At 59.0% G+C, this 22,122-nt stretch carries 20 protein-coding genes; 18 read left to right on the forward strand and 2 right to left on the reverse strand.

The window, feature by feature from the left end; translation table 11 throughout:
• Window positions 1-171: 171 nt before the first annotated feature.
• Together FYJ63_RS01905 and FYJ63_RS01910 are read left to right on the forward strand one after the other, a co-directional pair.
• Entirely contained in the window at window positions 172-378 is a 207-nt protein-coding gene (locus FYJ63_RS01905) for a hypothetical protein (protein WP_154543259.1), read from the forward strand.
• On the forward strand, window positions 375-695 hold the full coding sequence (locus tag FYJ63_RS01910; protein ID WP_154543261.1) for a type II toxin-antitoxin system RelE/ParE family toxin: 321 nt from the start codon (window positions 375-377) through the stop codon (window positions 693-695). Before FYJ63_RS01905 ends, FYJ63_RS01910 begins: the two co-directional genes overlap by 4 nt.
• A 29-nt stretch (window positions 696-724) precedes the next feature.
• Here the strand turns inward: FYJ63_RS01910 and FYJ63_RS01915 are convergent, their stop codons facing one another.
• Complete coding sequence (locus tag FYJ63_RS01915; protein ID WP_154543263.1) at window positions 725-994, reverse strand: hypothetical protein; 270 nt, start codon at window positions 992-994, stop codon at window positions 725-727.
• A 194-nt stretch (window positions 995-1,188) separates the two neighbouring features.
• Between FYJ63_RS01915 and FYJ63_RS01920 the strand changes: the two genes are divergently transcribed.
• Window positions 1,189-3,087, forward strand: coding sequence for a trypsin-like peptidase domain-containing protein (locus tag FYJ63_RS01920; protein ID WP_154543265.1), 1,899 nt, complete (start codon window positions 1,189-1,191; stop codon window positions 3,085-3,087).
• Window positions 3,088-3,288: 201 nt separating this feature from the next.
• Here the strand turns inward: FYJ63_RS01920 and ubiE are convergent, their stop codons facing one another.
• Window positions 3,289-3,981, reverse strand: coding sequence for a bifunctional demethylmenaquinone methyltransferase/2-methoxy-6-polyprenyl-1,4-benzoquinol methylase UbiE (gene ubiE, locus FYJ63_RS01925; protein ID WP_154543267.1), 693 nt, complete (start codon window positions 3,979-3,981; stop codon window positions 3,289-3,291).
• A gap of 291 nt (window positions 3,982-4,272) precedes the next feature.
• Here ubiE and FYJ63_RS01930 point away from each other — a divergent pair, with 291 nt between their 5' ends.
• The 15 genes from FYJ63_RS01930 (at window position 4,273) to nuoN (ending at window position 22,079) form a co-directional block, all read left to right on the forward strand.
• A complete protein-coding gene (locus FYJ63_RS01930; protein WP_338106782.1) occupies window positions 4,273-5,511 on the forward strand; it encodes an isochorismate synthase in 1,239 nt (412 codons plus the stop codon).
• Window positions 5,512-5,895: 384 nt separating this feature from the next.
• On the forward strand, window positions 5,896-6,255 hold the full coding sequence (ndhC, locus tag FYJ63_RS01935) for an NADH-quinone oxidoreductase subunit A (protein WP_154543271.1): 360 nt from the start codon (window positions 5,896-5,898) through the stop codon (window positions 6,253-6,255).
• A gap of 16 nt (window positions 6,256-6,271) precedes the next feature.
• The gene (locus FYJ63_RS01940) at window positions 6,272-6,826 is read left to right on the forward strand and encodes an NADH-quinone oxidoreductase subunit B (protein WP_154543273.1); all 555 of its coding nucleotides are present in this window, start codon (window positions 6,272-6,274) and stop codon (window positions 6,824-6,826) included.
• The gene (locus FYJ63_RS01945; RefSeq protein ID WP_277025786.1) at window positions 6,823-7,566 is read left to right on the forward strand and encodes an NADH-quinone oxidoreductase subunit C; all 744 of its coding nucleotides are present in this window, start codon (window positions 6,823-6,825) and stop codon (window positions 7,564-7,566) included. The genes FYJ63_RS01940 and FYJ63_RS01945 overlap by 4 nt, the downstream gene beginning before the upstream one ends.
• Window positions 7,563-8,936, forward strand: a complete 1,374-nt coding sequence (locus FYJ63_RS01950) for an NADH-quinone oxidoreductase subunit D (RefSeq protein WP_154543275.1) — start codon at window positions 7,563-7,565, stop codon at window positions 8,934-8,936. Before FYJ63_RS01945 ends, FYJ63_RS01950 begins: the two co-directional genes overlap by 4 nt.
• On the forward strand, window positions 8,933-9,634 hold the full coding sequence (gene nuoE / locus FYJ63_RS01955) for an NADH-quinone oxidoreductase subunit NuoE (protein WP_154543277.1): 702 nt from the start codon (window positions 8,933-8,935) through the stop codon (window positions 9,632-9,634). The genes FYJ63_RS01950 and nuoE overlap by 4 nt, the downstream gene beginning before the upstream one ends.
• On the forward strand, window positions 9,634-10,962 hold the full coding sequence (gene nuoF, locus FYJ63_RS01960; protein ID WP_154543279.1) for an NADH-quinone oxidoreductase subunit NuoF: 1,329 nt from the start codon (window positions 9,634-9,636) through the stop codon (window positions 10,960-10,962). The genes nuoE and nuoF overlap by 1 nt, the downstream gene beginning before the upstream one ends.
• Complete coding sequence (locus FYJ63_RS01965; protein ID WP_154543281.1) at window positions 10,963-13,563, forward strand: NADH-quinone oxidoreductase subunit G; 2,601 nt, start codon at window positions 10,963-10,965, stop codon at window positions 13,561-13,563.
• Window positions 13,564-13,566: 3 nt separating this feature from the next.
• Window positions 13,567-14,877 carry an NADH-quinone oxidoreductase subunit NuoH gene (nuoH, locus tag FYJ63_RS01970; protein WP_154543283.1) on the forward strand — a complete coding sequence of 437 codons (1,311 nt, stop codon included), beginning with the start codon at window positions 13,567-13,569 and terminating at the stop codon, window positions 14,875-14,877.
• Complete coding sequence (gene nuoI, locus FYJ63_RS01975; protein WP_407717232.1) at window positions 14,874-15,602, forward strand: NADH-quinone oxidoreductase subunit NuoI; 729 nt, start codon at window positions 14,874-14,876, stop codon at window positions 15,600-15,602. Before nuoH ends, nuoI begins: the two co-directional genes overlap by 4 nt.
• Complete coding sequence (locus tag FYJ63_RS01980; protein ID WP_154543285.1) at window positions 15,599-16,582, forward strand: NADH-quinone oxidoreductase subunit J; 984 nt, start codon at window positions 15,599-15,601, stop codon at window positions 16,580-16,582. Before nuoI ends, FYJ63_RS01980 begins: the two co-directional genes overlap by 4 nt.
• Window positions 16,579-16,878 (forward strand): NADH-quinone oxidoreductase subunit NuoK, encoded by a 300-nt coding sequence (gene nuoK / locus FYJ63_RS01985; RefSeq protein ID WP_154543287.1) that lies wholly within the window; start codon window positions 16,579-16,581, stop codon window positions 16,876-16,878. Before FYJ63_RS01980 ends, nuoK begins: the two co-directional genes overlap by 4 nt.
• A 16-nt stretch (window positions 16,879-16,894) precedes the next feature.
• Window positions 16,895-18,883, forward strand: coding sequence for an NADH-quinone oxidoreductase subunit L (gene nuoL, locus FYJ63_RS01990; protein ID WP_154543289.1), 1,989 nt, complete (start codon window positions 16,895-16,897; stop codon window positions 18,881-18,883).
• A 20-nt stretch (window positions 18,884-18,903) separates the two neighbouring features.
• On the forward strand, window positions 18,904-20,499 hold the full coding sequence (locus FYJ63_RS01995; protein ID WP_154543291.1) for a complex I subunit 4 family protein: 1,596 nt from the start codon (window positions 18,904-18,906) through the stop codon (window positions 20,497-20,499).
• A complete protein-coding gene (gene nuoN / locus FYJ63_RS02000) occupies window positions 20,499-22,079 on the forward strand; it encodes an NADH-quinone oxidoreductase subunit NuoN (RefSeq protein ID WP_154543293.1) in 1,581 nt (526 codons plus the stop codon). The genes FYJ63_RS01995 and nuoN overlap by 1 nt, the downstream gene beginning before the upstream one ends.
• The last annotated feature ends 43 nt before the right edge of the window (window positions 22,080-22,122 follow it).

Genomic DNA, 22,122 nt, shown 5'->3' on the forward strand with positions numbered 1-22,122 from the left:
TTTCTGACTCGCGTCCGTGACTGGTGCCTGATGTGGGCTGATTGGGGCAAAAGCGGAACTTCTTCTATTGGTTTTCCCTGGCAACTGGCGCGGGGGTCTATTCGGGGTCTCGCCTCGGCGCGTTTTTAGGAATCCTTGGTAAAATGAGACCAGCGTGAGCGAGGGGGAATCATGAGTACAGAACTTAAGCCGAATCTGGACGCATTGCTTGACATGGAGTTGGAGAACCCGCCGGTGCCGGATGTGTCGAAGCTGAGCCCCGCGGAGCTTCGCGCCGAGCTTCAGAAAGGCCGCGATGACTTTGCTGCGGGGCGTTATTCCACTTGGGAAGAATTTGTGAAGGAACTTGATGATGAGCGCCGGAGTCGTCGCGCATGAGCTACCGGCTGCTGGTGTCCGTTTTGGCAAAAGCGGATATTCGCGGAATTCGGGATTATTTCATCAATCAATTGTTCAATCCGGATGCCGCTGATGACTTGATTGACAAAATCAAGTGGAAAGTTAGCTTCCTTGTAGACACTCCGCGGATGCATCAGGAGTGTAACGGTGATGACGGTGAACCGCTGGACTTGCGTTGTTTTGCGGTGGCTAACTATGTGGTTTTCTACGCTGTGCGTGACGTTGATTCGACCGTGGAAATCCAGCGTGTTTTGTATCGTGGTCGTGCGGTGCGTCGGGGTTTGTTTAATCGTTAATTGTTCTTGTTTTCAACGTTTTGCGCGGCCTAGCTGTTCGCTGTGGGTGAAAACCCTGCGGGGGGCGTAATGTCAGCGGCCTTGACGCCCTCAGCGCAAAGGCGCGCCACCAGGGACATCTGGGTTTCCCGCGCCTTTGCTGTAATGGCCGCAGTTTCCTCGCGCTCACGGTTGGCCGCGTTGACCTCCTCGCCGACCGCGCCGGAAATATACCCGGAGGTAGTTATGTAACTCAGGAAATTTTGGGCATGAGTGGCAATAGTGGCAGCAATCGCCAAAATTTCCTGAGTTACAGACAAGACAGCGACTATCGCGGTTAGTGGTGTCTCCTAGAACCACACAGGTCTTGAAGGTTTGGAGCCCCTAAATCCGTGCCTCGCGGTTCGGTCCCGAAAATCCTCCCTTGGAATGAGTTTTGAAATTCCGTAGCACGACAGAGATTGGATAGGTTAAAACTGTTTCCGGGCTTCGGCCCGCGATTGATAAAGGAGTTATGGTGAACGAAAATAATGCTTGGACCTCCCCTGATGGAAGGTCATATAACCAGGACGATCAATCTCAATCTCAGGCTCACGGTTCGGATGCTTCGGGCGAGACTCCCGGATTGGGTCAGCCGGAATCTTCGGGTAATCCCGAGTTTTCGTCGGCTTCGAATCCTGGCGCGCCGAGTTCCGAAGGCGCGCCGATTCCTGGCCAGCCGGAAGCTTCAGCAAACAGCCCTGCGGGAAGGGAGGCCCTTGGTGATACCCCCAAAAACCAAGATGACCAGTCAGGACTGAGCCAGGGCAACCAGTCGGGGACGGGTTACGCCGTCCAGTCAGGATCGGACCAAGGTAGCCAGGCGGGAGCGGGTCAAGGTGAACTGACAGAATCGGGTCAAGGCGGACTGACAGAATCGGGTCAAGGCGGACTGACAGAATCGGGTCAAGGCGGCCAGACGGGATCGGCTCAAGACAATCAAGCGAGCCAGTCAAGACCTTCCGGCCCCTCAAACCTGAGCCAACCCAACCCGAACAGCCAGCCGAACCTAAACCGCTCGGCACAGTACGGCGCGAACCAGTTCTGGGGTCAGCCGGGATTCTCCGACCCGATGGCCGGCACCAAACCGCTCCAATCCAGTGTGACCTGGGCCCAGCCGGCGGAAAAAACCAAGCGGCGCGGCCCGGGATGGCTCGCCACCATCGGAATCGCCGTGGCTGCGTCCCTCGTGACCGGAGGCGGATTCTACCTCGCCAGTGAGGCACTTCCGGGGAGAGCCGAATCCGCGAACTCGACCCTGTTTAGCCCGGAGGACAAGGGCGTGACAACCCCCGCGCCGGTGGCAAACTCGACTTCCCAGAATCCCGATTGGGAGGCGGTCGCCAACGCCGTCCGTCCCGCGGTGGTGGCCATTATGGTCAGCACCGGTTCTAGCGGCGACGAAGGATCCGGCTCTATCATCGACTCTGACGGCCACATTTTGACGAATAACCACGTGGTGGCCGGCGCCGCTGGTGGAAATGGCCAGATTACGGTGGAACTGGCTGACGGGCGACTCTACAAGGCGGAAATCGTGGGTCGGGACGTCTTGACCGACCTGGCTGTCATCAAGATGGAAAACCCGCCAAAAGACCTCACGGTAGTGGCGCTCGGGGATTCCTCCAAACTCCAGGTCGGTGAATCCGTGGTCGCGATTGGAAACCCGCTGGGGCTGTCCTCGACTGTCACGACCGGCATTGTCTCCGCTTTGGATCGTCCAGTTCGGGTGGATGCGGTGCAAGGCGGCAACCAGAACAATCGCAGCGACCAGCTTTTTGATTTGCGTGACCTGTTCGGGAACAATCTTGGCGGCGAATCCGGAAACGGTGCCGGAAGTGGCAACGCTCCGGTCGTGAACGACAAGGTGACCACCAATGCCATTCAGGTTGACGCGGCGGTGAACCCCGGCAACTCCGGCGGCCCGCTGTTCGACGCGAAGGGAAGGGTTATCGGCGTGACTTCCTCAATCGCCAGCCTCTCCTCCGGCTCAGGTCTCGGTGGAGGCCAGGCCGGCTCCATCGGTCTGGGCTTCGCTATCCCCGTCAACCAGGCGAAGATGATCGCCACCCAGCTTATTGAACACGGCGAGGCGGTTCACGCCGCGCTCGGAATCACGGTGAGCGAAGACATTGCGACTGTCAAGGATGTCTCCCGTCTCGGGGCGAAAGTCCAAGAAATGGTTCCCCGTGGCGCTGCCGAAAAAGCGGGAGTTAAGGTCGGTGACATTATTGTCGGCCTCGACGGTAAACCCGTGAAAGGCTCGGAGTCCCTCGTAGGCTGGGTTCGCCAGCACGCAGTCGGGGACACCGTCGAACTCGAAATCGTGCGCGGAGATAAGGAAATGAAAGTTTCCGTCACGCTCCAGGCGCAGTAATCTTCTCTTCATCTAGCTCTTCGAGCCACCTTCGGGTGGCTCGAAGAGCTTCCGGCTCTCCCAAAACGCGAATTGTTGAATCTAGACAGTCACCATGTCCGGGGGCGATTTTGGATTTTGCGTAAGCACAGCCGGAGCGAAGTGGGACCGTCCCCACTAAACCCCTGACTAGCCGCAACAAACCAGGGTAGGGGCAATCCTTTATTTCAGCTTGTAGCCGCGGTGGAGCGCCACGATTCCGCCGGTGAGATTTTTCAACTGCAGCCGCTCGAAACCGGCTTGTTTGAGATGCGCCGCGAACTCGCGTTGGGCCGGCCAAGCCAGAATGGACTCAGTGAGATAGTCGTACGCCACCGCATCGGATGATGCCAGTTTGGCAATCGGGGGCAGAATGCGCGCCAAAAAGAACTGGTAGAGCGTGCGAAATGGCGCCCAGGTAGGACGGGAAAACTCGCAGATCACGACGTGCCCGCCGGGGCGAACCACGCGGTAGAACTCGGCCAGTGCTTTGTCGGGGTCGGCTACGTTGCGAAGTCCAAAACTGATGGTTACGGCATCAAAGGAATTAGCTTCGAACTGGAGGTTCATCGCGTCGGCCTGTTGGAAGTCAATCTCGGGGTGGCGGCGGCGACCTTCCGCAATCATCCCTTCTGAAAAGTCGGCGGCGACAACTTCCGCGCCCGCTTTAACAAACTTGATGGAGGAGGCTCCAGTGCCGGCGGCCACATCGAGGATGCGCATCCCCGGGCGAGTCACCACCGCCCTCGCGACGTGGCGACGCCAAAATTTTTCCTGGCCCAAGGAAGCGAGGAAATTCACGAGATCATAGTGTTTCGCCACGGCATTGAACATGGATTTCACGTCATGGGGGTTTTTATCGAGATTTGCACGCATAGCATCCATCCTAGCGGAGTGGGCGGTGGCACTGCCGAAGGAAGGTTAATCTTTCAGGGTGTACCTGGATAACCACAGGGTGTACCTGAATAACCCAAACGGAGGCTAGCTTTAGGAAATATCTATGTTCTACTTTACTCAATCAGTCGCACTACCAGTATTGATATGCCGAGTGGTAAATAATTTTAAGCTTATTTTAGATTCAGCGTGGTTATTCAGGTACGGGGTGCGGTTATTCGGGTACGTTGAAGCCTCGCGCCGGAAATAATGGGGCTCGTATAAGATTGATTGGTGCTTTGCGTTGAAACCCGAGAAATAGACCCCAAACCGCTTCCTACCTCTGGTTTTTATTTCCACTCCCCGGAATCCACGGGGGAGCCCCTCACTCTCGCCGGTTCCAACGTGAACCCGGCGTGGTCCTACCAGGGAAATCCCGCCCTCGGGAAAGCCGGAGCGGCCTGGTTCCTCGTCAGCAAACACGCGAAGGTTGACGACCCGCTCCAGCACCCCGGAACTGGACTTATCGCCTTTGCTTCTTTCGGGTTCTCTCCGGAAACCCCAGCAGTGTTCGAAGTCCCGCGTTTTCTCTTTGGAAGGGATGATCGCGGCTCTTGGCTCACGGTAGCCTATCAAGCCCACGCTCCGACTCCTGAACTCGCCGCGAGTCTCCGCGCCGAGGCTCTGGCCTGGCGGGATGCTGCTAAGGCATCTCGGCAACCTCCGCGTACCCCGATCCCAGTACACGCCCCGAAACAAACGGGCCGTACCGCCTACGAAGAAAATGTGGCCGCCGCAGTAGCCGCCATCCAAGCGGGGGAAGCCCAAAAAATCGTCATGGCCAGGCGCGTTGAATATTCCCTAAAAGGAGAGCCAGACCCCCAGGAGATTTCCTCCCGATTGGCTGAGCTGTTGGGAGAAAAATATCCGAGTTGTTGGATATTTTCGATAGGTGGCCTGGTGGGAGCAACGCCGGAAATGCTTTTGGAGGCGCGGGACAATCGGGCACATGCGCGAGTGTTGGCGGGGACAGCAAGCCCAGGGGAGAACATCAACCTCTTGGAGTCGCGAAAAAATCTTCATGAGCACGAGGTGGCTGTAGCCTCCGTTACTGAGCCCCTGGACGCCCTCGAGGTGGAGCTGCAAACTGCTGGCCCGTACTTGTTGAATCTCCCGAATCTTACTCACCTCGCGACCGATGTTTCCCTGGTGATTCCCCCTCATAAGACCCTGTTTTACCTGTTGGAAGCGATTCATCCCACGGCCGCGGTGGGAGGGTTGCCGCGGAGGGCGGCGGTGGAGTTCATCAAGAGCCACGAGCCAAGTCGGGGGCGCTATGCCGGACCGGTGGGCTGGGTCGACGCCCGCGGCGGGGGGCAACTGGCTTTGGCACTGCGCTGTGCCCAGGTTGAGAAACGGAGCCTGGTGGCTTGGGCGGGAGCGGGGATTATGGCCGATTCGGATCCGGAAACGGAATTTGCTGAGACCGAAGCGAAGCTGGCTCCGATCAGGGATTGTTTAGAGATCGATTAGTGGCTCAGTCGCGGGATTAAGTTTAGTTCTGGGTCCTAACTCGGGAGAATTCGGCTCGCACTGCCATTAGGCGGTGTCAAGTGGTGAGTGCAACATTGAGTGCTTCGGCGGGGTTTTGCCAGCCGAGGGTTTCGCGGCTGCGCCCGACCCGCGGGCGGAGCCGCTAGGGACTAAAGACCCAAAAATTTGATTTATGCAAGAAAATAATTTCTAAATAAATCTTACTCGTTCATACATAAAATCCTCGAGTTTCGCGTTATGTTGCCAAATAAATCTCCACAACCAGCTAAAGTGACCGCCGCCAATAAAACCTGTAGGGTGAATAGGAGGCTCGTCCGAGCTCGGGCTGTGCTGCCCGCTGGGACGCTAAGAGATGGAGAGGCTATGAACCTTTACGTAGCATTGCTGATTATGTTGGCAGCAGCTCTTTTTATGGCTATTGCCGGTATGGCCACGGGTGCATTGATGGGCCCGAGTCGTCCGGATCGCGTAAAAAATGCCAACTACGAATGCGGCTGCGACCCCACGCCGGGACGCGGGAACCAAGCCCGTTTCCCCGTGAAATACTACCTAACAGCCATGATGTTCATTGTTTTTGATATCGAGGTGGTGTTCCTCTACCCTTGGGCAGTTTCCTTCGTGGAACAAGGGAAATTCGGAATGCTCGCGATGATGACTTTCGTGGAACTGCTGGCGGTGCCATTTATCTATGTGTGGGCGCGTCGCGGCTTCGACTGGAACTGAGGGAAGGCTCTAACAAATGGCAATTTTTGCTCCCGAAATAAGTGAAAAAGGCGGTAAGCCTCTGGAGGCCGTTGCTGACTTGGCTCGCGGCCTGTCTTTATGGCCGGTCACCATGGGCCTCGCTTGTTGCGCTATCGAAATGATGGCGACCGCAGCCCCCCGCTTCGACATCGCCCGCTTTGGATCCGAGGTCTTTCGCGCCTCGCCGCGCCACGCTGACGTGATGCTCGTCTCGGGTCGGGTCTCCCACAAGATGGCCACCATCATGCGTAACATCTATGACCAGATGGCCGATCCGAAATGGGTAATCTCCATGGGGGCTTGTGCTTCCTCCGGCGGAATTTTCAACAACTATGCGGTGGTTCAAGGCTGCGACCATGTGGTTCCGGTTGATATTTATCTTCCCGGCTGTCCGCCGCGTCCCGAAATGCTGCTCGGTGCGCTCCTCGCGCTGCGCGACCACGTGAAGGAAGACCCGCTTGGTAAGCGCCGCGAAGAGGCCATCCGTAAAGCCGAGGCCGCCGCCTTGAAGGCAATCCCGACCGAAGACATGAAGGGGCTGATGGCGTGAGCGAAACCACTCAAGATCTCCAAAACCAATCCGAAAACGCCGAGGTCACTGAGAGCCTCCCGACCTATGCGAAGCCCCTGGGCGAATTTATGGGGGTTCGTAAAAATCCTTTCGGAGCCCACGGCACCGGCGACACTTCCGGATATTCCACTTTGCAAAAGGAAGTCTGGATGCCGCCCCAGTCCCCGAAACCCTACGGTGGCTGGTTTGATGACTGCGTGGACTACCTCGAAGAAGACCTGCGCCAGGCCAATCTCGACCCGAAAGAAGTCATAGATCGCGTCGTCGTCGCCCACGGAGAACTCACTATCCACGTGAACCGCGAGGCCATGCCGGCAGTTGCGAAGGCACTGCGTGATGACCAAGACCTCCGCTTCGAACTGTGCCTCGGGGTTTCCGGAGTCCACTATCCGGAAGCCAAAGGCCAAGAACTGCATGCGGTCTACCACTTCATGAGCGTGACCCACAACCACAATCTGCGCATCGAAACCAGCGCCCCCGATGAGGATCCGAAGATTCCTTCCATTGTGGATATCTACCCGGGCAATAACTGGCACGAGCGCGAAACTTTCGACATGTTCGGCATTATCTTCACGGGTCATCCCGCTTTGACCCGTTCGTTGCTGCCTGATGATTGGGTCGGACACCCGCAACGCAAGGACTACCCACTGGGAGGAATCCCGGTGCAATTCAAAGGCGGCACCGTACCGCCGGCTGACACGCGGAGGAACTACAGTTGAGTACACAAACCATTAATCCCGAGGTGGCTCCACAAGATATTCACGCCACTGCCGGAGCCCCGCAATACGAGCCGGGACTTCCGGAATACAATGCGGAAGTCGGCGAATGGGCCGAGATTGCCGCCGATATTGAATCCGTCCACAACGACCGCATCGCCATCAACATGGGTCCGGTTCACCCCTCCACCCACGGCGTGTTGCGCGTGGTGGTGGAGCTCGAGGGTGAGACCGTGAAAGACGTCCGTCTCGGCACCGGATATCTCCACACCGGCATCGAGAAATCGATGGAGTACCGGACTTACAACCAAGGCGTCGCCTACTGCACCCGCATGGACTATGTGGCGCCGCTGTTCCAAGAGGTGGCCTGGTGTCTCGCGGTGGAAAAAGCCATGGGTATCACCGACCAGATTCCGCGGCGCGCCTCCGAGATTCGCGTGCTGTTGATGGAACTGAACCGGATTGCCTCCCACATGGTGGCGATCGGCACTGGCGCCAACGAGCTTGGCGCGACCACCATGCTCACCACGGGTTTCCGGGGCCGCGAGGAAATCCTGCGGATTTTCGAACACATCACGGGTCTGCGGATGAACAATAGCTACATGCGTCCCGGTGGGGTCTCCAACGATCTCTTGCCGGACACCGTCCAGATGATTCGCGACAAACTTCCGCTCATCAAGCGCGATATTGAGGAAATGAGCGACCTCATCATGGCCAACCCCATCTTTATCGGGCGTACCAAGAATGTTGGCTACATCCCGCTTTCCGCCATGATGGCCTTGAGTCTCACCGGCCCGTGTCTGCGCGCCGCTGGCCTGCCGTTGGATCTTCGGAAAACCCAGCCCTATTGCGGGTATGAAACCTACAACTTCGATATCCCGACCGCGAACCACTCGGACGCCTACAACCGCTTCAAGTTGCGTTTTGAGGAGTGCTACCAAAGCATCCGCATCGTCTACCAGGTGCTGGACCGCTTGGAGCAAAGCGAAGGCGAGCCGGTGATGGTCCAAGACAAGAAAGTGGCCTATCCTTCCAAACTCACGATTGGCCCCGACGGTCAAGGCCAAGATCTCGACCACGTGGCTCACATTATGGGGAACTCGATGGAGGAACTCATCCACCACTTCAAGCTCGTCACCGAGGGTTTCCGGATTCCTCCGGGCCAGGTCTACCAGACGATTGAGCACGCCAAGGGCATTATTGGGGTCCACCTCGTTACTGACGGCGGAACGCATCCCTACCGCGCCCACTTCCGTGACCCGTCCTATTCCAACCTGCAGTCCGCTTCTATGATGTGCGAGGGCGGTCTGATCGCAGACCTGGTGGTCGCCATCGGAACTATCGACCCGGTATTTGGAGGTGTGGATCGATGAAACCATATTCGGACGAAACCCGCGAACGCCTCACCAAAGAGGCCCGCGAAATCATCAATCGTTATCCGGAAGGCCACGCGCGTTCGGCGCTGTTGCCCCTGTTGCACCTGGTACAGTCCGAGGACGGCTACGTGTCACCAAACGGCATCGGGCTTTGCGCGGAACTCCTGGGATTGAATCCCGCCGAGGTTTCCGCAGTCGCGACCTTCTATACTCAATACAAGCGCAAGCCCAACGGGGAATACACCGTCGGGGTCTGCGTCAACTCCCTTTGCGCCGTGATGGGCGGGGATGAGATTTGGGAAACCGTGTGTGACCATCTCGGAGTCGGAAACGAGGAAACCACCGCCGACGGCAAGATTACCCTCGAAGCCATCGAATGTAACGCGGCCTGCGATTACGCGCCGGTAGTCATGGTGAACTGGGAGTTCTTCGATAACCAAACGCCCGAGTCCGCCGTGAAACTCGTTGATGACCTCCAGGCTGGCAATCCGGTGAAACCGACCCGCGGCCCGAACCACGTCCCGACTTTCAAAGAAAACGAACATTTGCTCGCCGGATTCGAAGACGGTCTGGCGGACGAAGGGCCGTCCGCGGGAGAGCCGACCCTGCTCGGGAAGCGCGTGGCCGCGGAGAAAGGCTGGGGGATTCCCGCCGATCCGGGCTGGTCTGCCCCCGAGACGAAGGAGGGCGAATAATGAGTGAACTGAACTTGACTGATTTCCCCGCCGGTGAGATTCCTCTGACCCCGATTCTCACAGACATGTGGGGCGAGGATCGTTCCTGGACTCTGGATGCCTACCGAGCCCACGGCGGCTACCAGGGGCTGGAAAAAGCCAAAACCATGGAGCCTTCCGCGGTTCTAGAAGCCGTGAAGAACTCCGGTCTGCGCGGTCGCGGCGGCGCGGGATTCCCCGCCGGATTGAAGTGGTCGTTCCTTCCGCCAGATGACGGCTTGCCGCGCTACCTCGTGGTGAACGCCGATGAGTCTGAGCCGGGAACCTGCAAGGATATTCCCCAGATTATGGCTAACCCCCACGCGTTGATTGAAGGGATGGCAATTTGTTCCCGCGCGATTCGCTGCGAACACGCCTTTGTTTACCTGCGCGGCGAGGTGGCTCATGTCTACCGGCGCTTGTTGGCGGCGGTGCGGGAGGCAACCGAAGCCGGCCTCCTTGGTGACCTGAAAATCACCGCCCACGCCGGAGCCGGCGCCTACATCTGTGGCGAGGAAACCGCGCTTCTGGACTCCCTCGAAGGGCGCCGCGGACACCCGCGCTTGAAGCCGCCTTTCCCCGCCGCCCAGGGTCTCTTTGCCCGTCCCACGGTCATCAATAACGTCGAGACCATCTCCCAAGTAGCCGGTATCTTCAAGTATTCCGACAACTGGTATGCCTCGATGGGGACGGAGAAATCCAAGGGCCACGGCATCTTCTCGATTTCCGGTCACGTCAAGCATCCCGGCCAGTTCGAGGCTCCCTTCGGAATCACCATGCGCCAGTTGCTGTCCTACTGCGGGGGAATCCGCGACGGCCACGAACTGAAGTTCTGGGCGGTCGGCGGATCCTCGGCGCCAATCTTCACACCGAATGAACTCGATGTGCCGCTCACCTATGAAGAAGTCGTGTCCGCAGGCTCGATGCTCGCGACTCGCGCCATCCAGGTCTTTGATGAAACGACCTCGGTCGTTCGCGTCGTGAGCCGCTGGGTGGACTTCTACCAGCATGAATCCTGCGGAAAGTGCACGCCGTGCCGCGAAGGCACCTACTGGATGAAACAGATCATGCACCGCCTCGAAGCCGGTAAAGGCGAGGAAGGCGACGTGGAAAAACTCCTGTCCATCACTTCCGAGATTGGCGGGCGCTGCTTCTGCGCGCTGGGAGATGCGGCCATCACGCCGGTTACTTCCGGCATCAAGCACTTCCGTGAGGAATTCGAAAAGGGATACACCACCCCGGCGTGGGAGTTGTTCCCCTACAAGCGGACCGTGGTGTTCAACAACGCCCCCGCAAAGGATGGTGAATAAATGAGCGACGTTGAAATGGTAAACATCAAGGTCGACGGGAAGCCCTTGAGTGTCCCGAAGGGAACGCTGGCGATTCGCGCTTGTGAACAAGCCGGAGTCTATGTCCCGCGGTTTTGCGACCACCCCTTGCTGAAACCGGTCGCTGCCTGCCGCGCTTGCTTGGTGGAGATTGCCTCCCCGAACCGTCAGGGCGAAATCGCGAAAATGCCGAAGCCGCAACCGGCCTGTTCCACAACTGTCACGGACAAGATGGAGATCTACACCCAACTGTCTTCCGAGGTCGCGGCCAAGGCGCAAAACGGGATTCTCGAGTTCATCTTGGTTAACCACCCGCTCGATTGTCCGGTTTGTGACAAGGGCGGGGAATGCCCGTTGCAAAACCAGGCTTTCCTCGAAGGTAACCCGACCTCGCGTTTCACTGATGCGAAGCGGACTTGGCCGAAGCCCCTGCGTCTCACTTCCGAGATTCTGCTTGACCGCGAGCGTTGCGTGCTGTGCCAGCGTTGCGTGCGTTTCGGCAAGGAGATTGCCGGAGATGCGTTCCTGGATCTGCAAGGGCGCGGCGGCGGTTCCTCGCCTCGCGACCACCACGAATTCATGGGTGAAACCATCGGAGCTTTCGATCCCCAGGTGCTGGGAATCTACGACGAAGACTTGAATCCGGATGGGGTGACCCAGTCTCCTTCGGCCCAGCTCACCGGCCCGGGCGGAAAACCCGGACTTTTGGGAACGCTCCATGCCGAGAACCTGAAAGTCAAAGATCGCGACGTGTCGGGACGGCGCTTTGCCTCCTACTTCTCCGGAAACGTCACCCAGATTTGTCCGGTGGGGGCGCTGACCAATACGAGCTACCGGTTCCGGTCTCGTCCCCAAGACCTCATCTCCACTCCGAGTGTCACGGACCAGGACGCTTCCGGCGCGGAGATTCGCGTCGATGTGCGTCGCGGAGTCGTGACTCGCCAACTCGCGGGTCAAAATCCGGAGGTCAACGAGGAATGGATTTCCGACAAGGATCGCTATGCTTTCCCGTGGCAGTCCCTGACTGACCGCTTGACCCGCCCGATGATTCGGGACGCTGAGGGGCAACTCCAGCCCACCGACTGGGGAACCGCCTTGGCCGCCGCTGCGGGGTATATTCAGTCGGCGAGGACCTCCGGCAAGGGCGTCGGCTTCTTCCCGGGCGGTCACTTGACCCTCGAGGACTACTACGCTTGGTCGAAGTTTGCGCGCGTGGTCGCGAAGTCGAACCTGATTGATGCCCGCGCCCGCGACTTCCGGTTTGATGAAATGAACTTCATCCGGACCCGCGTGGCGGGGCGCCAGATGGAAGTCACTTACCAAGACCTCGAAAAGGCGCCGTTTGTCCTGCTCGTGGACTTCGAGCCCGAGGATGAATGCGCGACCATGTTCTTGCGCCTGCGTAAAGCCGCCTTGAACCGTGGCACCAAGATCGCAACGATCGCGCCGTTCTTGACTAACGGGGCGAAGAAGATGAAGGCGGAGCTCATCCAAGCAGTGCCCGGGACTCAAACCCAGATTCTGCGCGAGATTCTCGAAGGCGCCGGCGAGCGCGGAGCCATCAAGGAGGCGCTTGGCCAATCCGGCGCGGTGATTCTCCTCGGCGAACGGGCCGGCCTCGTCTCCGAAGCCCTCGACACCGCAATGGAACTGGCGGAAGCCACCGGCGCGAAGTGGGCGTGGGTGCCGCGGCGCGCCGGAGAACGGGCCGCTATCGAGGCGGGCGCGTTCCCCGGGCTTCTCCCTGGAGGGCGCTTGGTTTCCGACCCCGCCGCTCGCGCCGATGTGGCCGCGGCCTGGGGACTCAAGGATTCTCTGGAAGAAGAAAACGCGTTTTGCATCAAGTGGTCTCTTGAACAAGCCGCCTCGGGCAACCTTGAAACCCTCGTCATGGGCGGGGTAGACCTGCGTGACCTCGAGAACCCAGAACAGGCTCGCGAAGCCCTAAAGTCCGCAAACGTCATCCAACTTGAGGTGCGTAAATCGGATGTCACCGAGTTCGCCAAGGTGGTTCTCCCCGTGGCCCCGCCGCATGAGAAAACCGGCACCTTCGTGAACTGGGAAGGGAGGCTGTGCCCCTTCGGCCAGGCTCTCGCGACTCGCGCCCTGCCCGACTGGAAGGTCATGAACTTGCTCGCGAGGGCCGCCGGAGTGGATCTCGGGCTGGACTCGGTCGAGGCCATCTTGAAGGAATACCAAGAAATGACCGGTTGGGATGGCTCCAAGGCCGATGCTCCCTACCGCGAGGTTCTCGAAGTCCCCCAGGCCGAGGTTGGTCAGGCGATTCTCGCGACCTGGAAGCCCCTGCTGGATTCGGGTCGTTGCCAAGACGGGGAACCGGATTTGGCCGGTTCTGCCCGCGTGCCGGTGGCGCGACTGAACGCCAAGACTGCCGCAGAAAACGGGATTGGCCAATACGTCAAGTTGAGCGGCGAGAAGGGTTCCGTCACCTTGCCGGTGGTTCTTGATGACCTGCCGGATCGGGTGGTGTGGATGCCGGAATGCTCGCCGGGATCATTGGCTCACGAAACCCTGGGAGTGGCCTACGGCCAGCTCGTGAGTCTGAAAGCAGCGGAGGTGTAGGAGATGAACTTGCTAACAGCAGTGAACACTACGGATTTCAGCCAGGAAACCTGGTGGATTTCCCTCATCAAGGCAGTCATCATCTTGGTGCTGCTCATTGTCGGGGTCATCATGCAGCTCTGGGTGGAGCGCCGCGGGCTGGGTCGGATTCAAACCCGTCCCGGACCGAATGTGCGCGGTCCTTTCGGGCTTTTGCAAGCGGTGGCTGACGCCGGGAAGTTGGTTTTCAAAGAGGACTTCTGGCTCAAGGGCGCGGATAAATTCCTCTACGTTCTCTCCCCGCTCCTGGTGGCTTTCACGGCATTCGCAGTGCTCGCGATTATCCCGATGGGGCCGAATGTCACGATTGGCGGCATCTCGACTCCACTGCAACTTTTCGACTCTCCGGTAGCGACCCTCGTGGTTTTGGCTATCTCTTCGGTCGGGGTTTATGGCATTGTTTTGGGCGGCTGGTCTGCGGGTTCCCCCTATCCGTTACTCGGCTCGGTGCGTTCCACCGCCCAGGTGATTTCCTATGAACTCGCGATGGGCACCTCTCTTGTCAGCGTGTTCATCATGGCCGGTTCCATGTCGACTTCGAAGATTGTGGAAGCCCAACAAGACCCGACTTGGCTCCTAGGGCTCCTACCGGCCTTCATTGTCTACGTCATTGCGGCCTTTGGGGAAACGAACCGTTTGCCTTTCGACCTGACCGAATGTGAAGGTGAGCTCGTGGCCGGTCACCAAACGGAATATTCCGGCATGAAGTTCGCCTGGTTCTACCTCGCCGAATACCTCAACATCATGAATGTCTCGGCGGTGGCAGTGACCATGTTCCTCGGAGGCTGGAAAGCCCCGTGGCCGTGGGATTTCATGAACCCGTTGACCGGCTCGCCGTGGTGGGGCGTGCTGTGGTTCGGGATTAAAGTCTGGGCCATGTTCGCTTTCTTTGTCTGGGTGCGCGGGACTCTCGTGCGTTTCCGCTACGACCAGTTCATGGATCTCGGCTGGAAGGTTCTCATTCCGGTCGGTTTCGTGTGGATGATCGCGGTGGCCTGGATTAAGGCACTGCCCTTGTTCTTCAACTTCTCTTCCACCCAAGTTTTGATAGCGGTCGCGGTGGTCTGTGTCGTCTTGCTGGTTATCGTCTTGTTGATTCCGGTCAAGAAACCCAGACCGGTCGATAACGGCCCCTTCGACCCGATGCGAGACGGTTTCCCCGTACCTCCGCTTCCCGGTCAAACCCTGCCGGACTCGCCGAGAGCCGGACGCATTAAAGTTGCTGCCAGTGCCCCTGTCGAGGCCGCAATCTCCGACGGAAAGGACGAAAAGTGAGCGAAGTAAACGAGTCAGACTTGGTTAAAACCGAGACTCCCGACTCCCCGGACACTTTAGCGCCGGCGGTGAAAACCGACGCGGATCCGAGTCTGTGGCGGCCCAAGAAGAAGAGTTTCCTGGGCGAACAGTTGAAGGCAGTGGCCGGTTTCGGGGTCACTTTCCGGAACTTCTTCCGCCCCTACGCCACCGAACAGTGGCCTTTCGAGAAGGTTCCCACCCAGCCGCGCTACCACGGACGCCACCACCTGAACCGGTGGGCTGACGGACTGGAGAAATGCGTGGGATGCGAACTGTGTGCCTGGGCTTGTCCGGCGGACGCGATTTATGTAGAAGCGGGCTCGAACACCCCCGAAGCCCAGTACTCCGCGGGTGAACGCTACGGCAAGGTCTACGAAATCAACTACCTGCGCTGCATTTTCTGCGGGATGTGCATTGAGGCTTGCCCGACGCGGGCCTTGACCATGTCCAATGATTACGAAATCTGGGACGACAACCGCGAGGACCTCATCTACGAGAAAGACCGGATTCTGGTTCCCGTCTCTGACGGCATGATCGCAGCCCCGCACCCGATGGTGGAGGACGCTACCGATATGGATTACTACAACGGGAAAGTCACCGGTCCGACGCAGGCCCAGATTGATTGGGTGAAGGCGAAGCGGCCCGATGATCCTTCCTTACCGAAGGCTGTGGCGACTCGCCAGGCCGAGGAGGTGAAGGCATGAACACGCTGATTCCTTTCGCTCTGCCTCTCGCGGAACTTCCGACCGGACAAGCGGTTTTCTTGGCGATTACTGGCGGGATTGCTCTCGTTTGTGCGCTGGCGGTAGCGTTTTCAAACCGCGCGGTTCACGCCGCCGTCTACATGATGGGAATGATGATTTCCATTGCCGGCATCTACTTCTCGGTGGGCGCCGAGTTTCTCGGGGCGGTGCAAATCGTGGTCTACACCGGCGCGATTATGATGATGTTCCTCTTCGTCATCATGCTCGTCGGGGTTCAGGCCGTGGACTCCCCGCGGGACTCGAAGAAAGTCACCGTGTTAGCAGCCGTGTTGATGATGCTCGCCTTTGCGATTCTCGCGATTGTGGCCGCCGCCAACACGACCATCAATGCGATTATTCCGCCCCAGCAAGATCCGGCCACGAATCCGGTCAAGATCGCTACGAGCCTCATCAACACCTACTACTTCCCGATGGAGATGGTCGCGGGCTTGCTCATTATCGCCGCGGTCGGCGCCATGACTCTGACCCATTCTGACTACCTCCTCCCGCGCCTGACCCAGCGCTTCATCGTCGAACAGCGCATGAAGGCCTACCGTGAGAAGGGCTTGATGCTTGGCCAGGAAGTGCCCCCGGGCGTTTACGCCGAAACCAATGCGCTGGATGTTCCGGCCATCAACGGCGAAACCAAGCGTCCCGAAATCTCCTCGGTGCCGCGCGTGGTTCGCGTTCGTGGCGAAGAGCGCTCTCTCGGAGAGGCTTCGCCTTGGGCTGCGCGCGCTCTGGCTGAAGAAGCCAGCGGAGGCGTTGGCCTGCACGGCAAGGAGGCCACTTTGACGGTGGCGCGGTCTGGAGCCTGGGGGATGCCCGGTCCGGCAGCTCCCGAACTTCCGAGCGGCTTGGTGGAATCCACCCGCCCCAAGGAACTTCCGGCGGGTTCTGCCCCGGAAGCTGAAGCCGCGGAGAAAGGAGAAAACGCATGACGATGATGTTCCTGGTTTATGTGGCGTTGGCGATGTTCGCCATCGGCGCCCTGACCGTGCTGCTGCACCGCAGCGCCGTCGTCGCCCTGATGGGGGTCGAGATTATGTTGAACTCCTGTAACTTGGCCCTGGCGGCTCTTGGTGAAATCAACAAAAACATGGACGGACAAGTCATGGCTTTCTTCGTGATGGTCGTTGCCGCCGCGGAAGTCGTGGTGGGCTTGGCCTTGATTGTTTCCCTGTTCCGCTCGCGGAGGACGACCTCCGTTGATGACTTCAACCTCTTGAACGGTTAAGGGGGAAGGCAGAAATATGTTGAATGTTTTTCTAAACACTCTGCCCACAGCGGGCGAGGCTGTCTCATACGGTGAGGCCACCGGCGCGGCTAACTACGCTTGGCTCATGATCGCGATTCCGCTTCTGAGCTCGCTGTTCTTGCTGGTTTTGGGGCGGCGCGCGGACAAGTGGGGACACTGGATCGGGATGCTCGCACCCTGGGCTTCCTTCGTTATCGGCGTCATGGTTCTGGTGGAGATGCTCGGGCGCGCCCCCGAAGCGCGCGCCCAGTCCGTGAACCTGTGGCACTGGCTGCCGGGTTCTGCGGTGGATGTGAGTTTCGGGCTGTTGCTCGACCCGCTCTCTATTGCCTTCGTGATGCTCGTGACCTTCGTCGGGTCTTTGATCCACGTTTACTCCGTGGGATACATGGAACACGACACGGATCGGCGCCGCTTCTTCGCCTACCTGAACCTCTTCGTCGCCGCGATGTTGACTCTGGTTCTTGGCAACTCTTATTTGGTGTTGTTCGTCGGCTGGGAGGGCGTCGGTTTGGCGTCTTACCTCTTGATTGGCTTCTGGAACCAGGTGCATGACAATGCGGTGGCCGCCAAGAAGGCTTTCGTCATGAACCGTGTGGGTGACCTCGGGCTCCTGATTGCGATGATGGCGATGTTCGCTCGCTTCGGTTCGGTCGACTTCGCGACCGTCCTCGGGAGCGAAGCCGGAGTCGGCTGGGCCACCTTCATCGGGCTGTTCCTGCTGCTCGCGGCCTGTGGTAAATCCGCGCAGTTCCCGTTGCAGGCTTGGTTGGGCGACGCCATGGCCGGTCCAACCCCCGTTTCCGCGCTTATCCACGCGGCAACGATGGTCACCGCCGGTGTCTACCTGATGGTTCGTTCTGGTGCCATCTACACCCAGACCCCGGGTGCCTCCCTGGCGGTCGCGATTATCGGAGCCGTGACGCTCTTGTTCGGAGCGATTGTCGGTTGCGCGAAGGACGACATGAAGAAGGTTCTGGCGGCCTCCACGATGTCCCAGATTGGCTACATGATGCTCGGCGCGGGTCTTGGCCCGGTGGGCTGGGCTTTCGCCATCTTCCACCTGATTATGCACGGCTTCTTCAAGGCCCAGTTGTTCCTTTCCGCCGGTACGGTGATGCACGCCATGAGCGAGCAAGTCAATATTCGCCGCTTTGGTGGGCTCGCGAAGGTCATGAAGATTACCTGGTTTGCGTTCCTGGTTGGCTGGCTCGCTATCTTGGGGATTCCGCCGTTCTCCGGCTTCTTCTCGAAAGACAAGATCATTGAAGTTGCCTTCATGCCGAACCCGAACTTCGGCGAATGGTACCCCTGGGTCTTTGGCCTGGTGGCCTTGTTCGGCGCGGGGATTACGGCCTTCTACATGTCGCGCTTGTTCTTCCTCATCTTCCACGGGGAGGCCCGCTGGACTACTGCCGAAGAAGGCGCTCCGGTTCACCCCCACGAGGCGAATGCCTGGATGACCGTGCCCCTCTTGGTTTTGTCGGTATTCTCGATTGCGGCCGGTGGGCTGCTGTCGGTGGGCAACCTGTTTGTCGAATGGCTCGCCCCCGTGGTTGCGGTGGGCACTCGGGGGACGGAAGTGGCTCATCCCGAGCCGGTTTTGCCGCCCACCGTTTTGATTATTCTGACGCTCGCTGTCGTTGTTTTCGGGGTGGCTGTTGCCTACGTGCTCTTCATGCGCCGACCCGTAGAAAAGGCCGTACCGGCTGCCGGCGCTCTCGTCACAGCAGCACGCAATGACCTTTACCAAGACCAGGTCAACGACAAACTCTTTGTCACTCCGGTCATGGCCCTTGCTGACGGCGTAGAAGTCACCGACTCGAAAGTGGTTGACGGGGTCGTGGAAGGCTCCGGAAAACTATCCCTCGCGCTCGGAAAACTCGGAGCGGGTCTCCACTCGGGAGCGCCACGGCGCTACGCCGGTTGGACCCTGGCCGGAACGGTCTTGGCTCTCTGTCTCGTAATCGTGACGAGGCTGTGAGGAACTGAGGTAATAAAAGGATGAACATGGTTTTTTCACAAACAACGATTCCGACCACGACCAACTTTCCCTGGTTGTCGCTCCTGGTGGCTTTGCCGCTGGTCTTTGCGCTCGTGCTGTGGCTCGTGAAACCCCTGCGTCCAGCCGGTCGTGAGATCGCCCTGGTTATCGCGGTGGCGGAACTTGTCGGGATTCTCGTCGCGGCCTTCACCGGTTTTGACTTGGGCGAGGCTCCGGCCTTCCAACTCGGGGAGACCTATTCGTGGATTCCGGCGATTGGGCTGTCCTGGGCTCTGGGAGTAAACGGGCTCGGCCTGGTCATGATTATCTTGGCAACCGCGCTGACGCCCTTGGTGATTCTCGCCTCCTGGTCCGAAGACAAGGACGCCGATTCACGCGCCGGTTACGCGGGGCTCATCTTGGCGCTGGAGGCGTTCATGGTGTTGCTCTTTGCCGCGCGCGACCTGTTGCTGTTCTATATCGCCTTTGAGGGGATGCTGATTCCGCTGTACTTCCTGGTGGGTCGCTTCGGCCACGGGGACGCAGCAAAGCGTCGCCACGCCGCCATCAAGTTCGTGCTTTACTCGCTGGCCGGCGGTTTGGTGATGCTCTTCGGCGTCATCGCGGTCTACGTCACCGCGTCCGGGTCGGTCAAAGATTCGGCGCGACTGTTCCACATGGACACCTTGACCCAAGTTGACCTCGGGGCGAGCCCCTACGCCATGTTCATCATGGTGACTTTCCTGATTGCTTTCGCGATTAAAGCGCCGATGGTTCCGGTTCACACTTGGCTGCCTTCAACTGCGGAGGTTGCCCGCGGTGGCACTTCGGTTTTGTTGGTGGGCGTGCTCGACAAGGTCGGTACCTGGGGCATGATCATGTTCTGCTGGCAGTTGTTCCCAGCGGCCTCTGCGAAGGTGGCGCCGGTGATTATCGTGTTGGCAATTATCTCGATCCTCTGGGGTGCGATGGCTGCCATTGCCCAAAAAGACCTCATGCGTTTGGTGTCCTTCACCTCCATCTCCCACTTCGGGTTCATGGTGATGGCTCTGTACGTGGGCTCTCAGACCGCGATTGAAGGCGCCATGCTCTACATGGTGGCTCACGGCGTTTCGATCGCCGGGATGTTCCTCCTGTCCGGTTGGCTCACGGAACGCGGCGGCACCCAAGAAATCGCCGCCTACTCCGGTTTCCAGAGAGTCACTCCGACCTTGGCTGGCCTGTTCTTGTTCTCAGGCTTGGCTGCGATTGGCTTGCCGGGCCTGTCCGGATTCCTCCCCGAATACCTGATTCTGGTGGGAACCTTCCGCGTGTCTCTCGCGGCAGCGATTGTGGCGGTTCTCGGCGTGGTTCTCGCCGCGGTTTACCTCTTGTTGCCCTACCAAAAGATCTTCACCGGCCCCATCGATGGGCGCGTGAAGGAGGCTCCGGACTTGGGGTGGCGCGAGAAACTCATCACGGCCCCGATTGTCCTGGCCATGTTGGGACTCGGGTTCTTGCCCGGCCCGACCCTGGAGTTGTTGAAGCCCGATGCGGCCGAGATGTTTGCGGCCCAGTCAACCAGTGGTTTGACCGTCTTAGATGCCTCACCCGCGAGTGAAGGGAGCGCGAAATAATGTTTAGCTCGATTCTTCCTTTCATCGTCAACTCTCCTGTGGTCGAGTGGGATGCTCTGGCCCCGATTATCGTCATCATGGGTGCGGCTGTACTGGGGACTCTCGTAGAGGCGCTGCCGAGCGCGAAGGTCCGCTACGGCATTAATGCGACCTTGATGATTCTCTCCTTGATTGTCGCCCTGGCCCTGGTGGTGTGGCGTTTCCGGACTCTCGGCGAAACTGGCGGGCGCCAGATCGCGATGGGAACCATGGTCGAAGACCAGCTCTCTTTGGTTTTCCAAGGGATTCTTCTCGCCGTGGCTTTGCTGGCGGCGCTGGTGGTTCTCGGACGCGCCACGCCCGGTGATGGATCTTTCGCCCCGCAGCCCGCTGATATGCCCGGTTCTCCCCAAGAGGACTATGCGGTAAAGACGCGCTACCAGCGAACCGAAATGTTTATCCTCATGCTGTTCTCGACCGGCGGCATGATGTCGTTCATCGCGGCGGGCAACTTGTTGATGCTCTTTGTGGCTCTCGAAGTCATGAGCTTGCCGCTCTATGTCATGAGCGCGATGGGTCGGCGTCGCCGCTTGCTTTCTCAAGAAGCTGGCTTCAAATATTTCCTCTTGGGTGCCTATGCTTCGGGCTTCTTCCTCATGGGTATCGCGCTGATTTACGGCTTTACCGGAACTCTCGGGATTTACTCCATCACCCAGATTGCGACGGTGGCGCCGGGACTGGATTGGATGCTCTTGGTCGGGGTGGCGATGCTCCTGGTTGGCCTGTTCTTCAAGGTCAGTGCCGTTCCTTTCCACGCTTGGGCTCCCGATGTTTATCAGGGCGCGCCTTCGCCGATTGCAGGCTTCATGGCTGCGGGAGTCAAGGTCGCGGCCTTCGGGATTCTCGTGCGCCTGTCCATGACACTCTTTGGTTTGTTGTCTTGGGATTTGAGCGTGCTCCTGTGGGTGGTGATCATCGCGACCATCGTCGTCGGGACCTTCCTCGGTATTGTCCAGACGGACGTCAAGCGCATGTTGGCCTATTCCTCCATCGCCCACGTCGGTTTCATTCTCGTGGCGCTGATTGGGCTCAGCGTGGGGGCGGCTGCCGCCGTAGAGTTCTACGTCTTGACCTACGGGGTCGCGACTATCGGCGCCTTCGGTCTCATCTCGATCGTGCGCGACGCGGACGCGGACGGGACCGTGCGAGGGGAGGCCTCTCGCCTCGAGGCGTGGGACGGCTTGGGCAAGCGCCATCCGGCTCTGGCTGGCGCCATGGCGATTTTCCTCCTGTCTTTCGCGGGTATTCCGTTGACCGGTGGGTTTATCGGTAAGTTCCTCGTCTTCAAAGAAGGCTTGAGCCTCGGCGGTGGGGCCTTGGTTCTGGTCGGCTTGATTGCCTCGATCGTGACGGCGTTCTTCTACTTCCGCCTCATCCTGCGGATGTACTTTACTGAACCCGGCGAAAACACCGCCACCGTCACCTCAACTGACCCGGGCGACATGCTCGTGAAGTTCGTGGTTATCGTGTGTGCAGTGGCAACCGTCGCTCTCGGCCTCGTTGCCCAGCCGGTTTTGGGATTATTCGCTGCGGTAGCGTAGCCTTGAATCCGTGAGCGAAACCAGAGCAAACTCCGAATCAGCC

Origin of the sequence: Mobiluncus porci (assembly GCF_009695935.1) — a bacterium.
GTDB lineage: Bacteria > Actinomycetota > Actinomycetes > Actinomycetales > Actinomycetaceae > Mobiluncus > Mobiluncus porci.

What these genes read in the sequence shown, in the direction of transcription:
- ubiE (WP_154543267.1), bottom strand. Translation starts at nt 3,981, where the DNA reads ATGCGTGCAAATCTCGATAAAAACCCCCATGACGTGAAATCCATGTTC.
- nuoK (WP_154543287.1), top strand. Translation starts at nt 16,579, where the DNA reads ATGACGATGATGTTCCTGGTTTATGTGGCGTTGGCGATGTTCGCCATC.
- FYJ63_RS01965 (WP_154543281.1), top strand. Translation starts at nt 10,963, where the DNA reads ATGAGCGACGTTGAAATGGTAAACATCAAGGTCGACGGGAAGCCCTTG.
- nuoN (WP_154543293.1), top strand. Translation starts at nt 20,499, where the DNA reads ATGTTTAGCTCGATTCTTCCTTTCATCGTCAACTCTCCTGTGGTCGAG.
- nuoL (WP_154543289.1), top strand. Translation starts at nt 16,895, where the DNA reads ATGTTGAATGTTTTTCTAAACACTCTGCCCACAGCGGGCGAGGCTGTC.
- nuoF (WP_154543279.1), top strand. Translation starts at nt 9,634, where the DNA reads ATGAGTGAACTGAACTTGACTGATTTCCCCGCCGGTGAGATTCCTCTG.
- FYJ63_RS01980 (WP_154543285.1), top strand. Translation starts at nt 15,599, where the DNA reads ATGAACACGCTGATTCCTTTCGCTCTGCCTCTCGCGGAACTTCCGACC.
- nuoE (WP_154543277.1), top strand. Translation starts at nt 8,933, where the DNA reads ATGAAACCATATTCGGACGAAACCCGCGAACGCCTCACCAAAGAGGCC.
- FYJ63_RS01910 (WP_154543261.1), top strand. Translation starts at nt 375, where the DNA reads ATGAGCTACCGGCTGCTGGTGTCCGTTTTGGCAAAAGCGGATATTCGC.
- FYJ63_RS01920 (WP_154543265.1), top strand. Translation starts at nt 1,189, where the DNA reads ATGGTGAACGAAAATAATGCTTGGACCTCCCCTGATGGAAGGTCATAT.
- ndhC (WP_154543271.1), top strand. Translation starts at nt 5,896, where the DNA reads ATGAACCTTTACGTAGCATTGCTGATTATGTTGGCAGCAGCTCTTTTT.
- nuoH (WP_154543283.1), top strand. Translation starts at nt 13,567, where the DNA reads ATGAACTTGCTAACAGCAGTGAACACTACGGATTTCAGCCAGGAAACC.
- FYJ63_RS01905 (WP_154543259.1), top strand. Translation starts at nt 172, where the DNA reads ATGAGTACAGAACTTAAGCCGAATCTGGACGCATTGCTTGACATGGAG.
- FYJ63_RS01940 (WP_154543273.1), top strand. Translation starts at nt 6,272, where the DNA reads ATGGCAATTTTTGCTCCCGAAATAAGTGAAAAAGGCGGTAAGCCTCTG.
- FYJ63_RS01995 (WP_154543291.1), top strand. Translation starts at nt 18,904, where the DNA reads ATGAACATGGTTTTTTCACAAACAACGATTCCGACCACGACCAACTTT.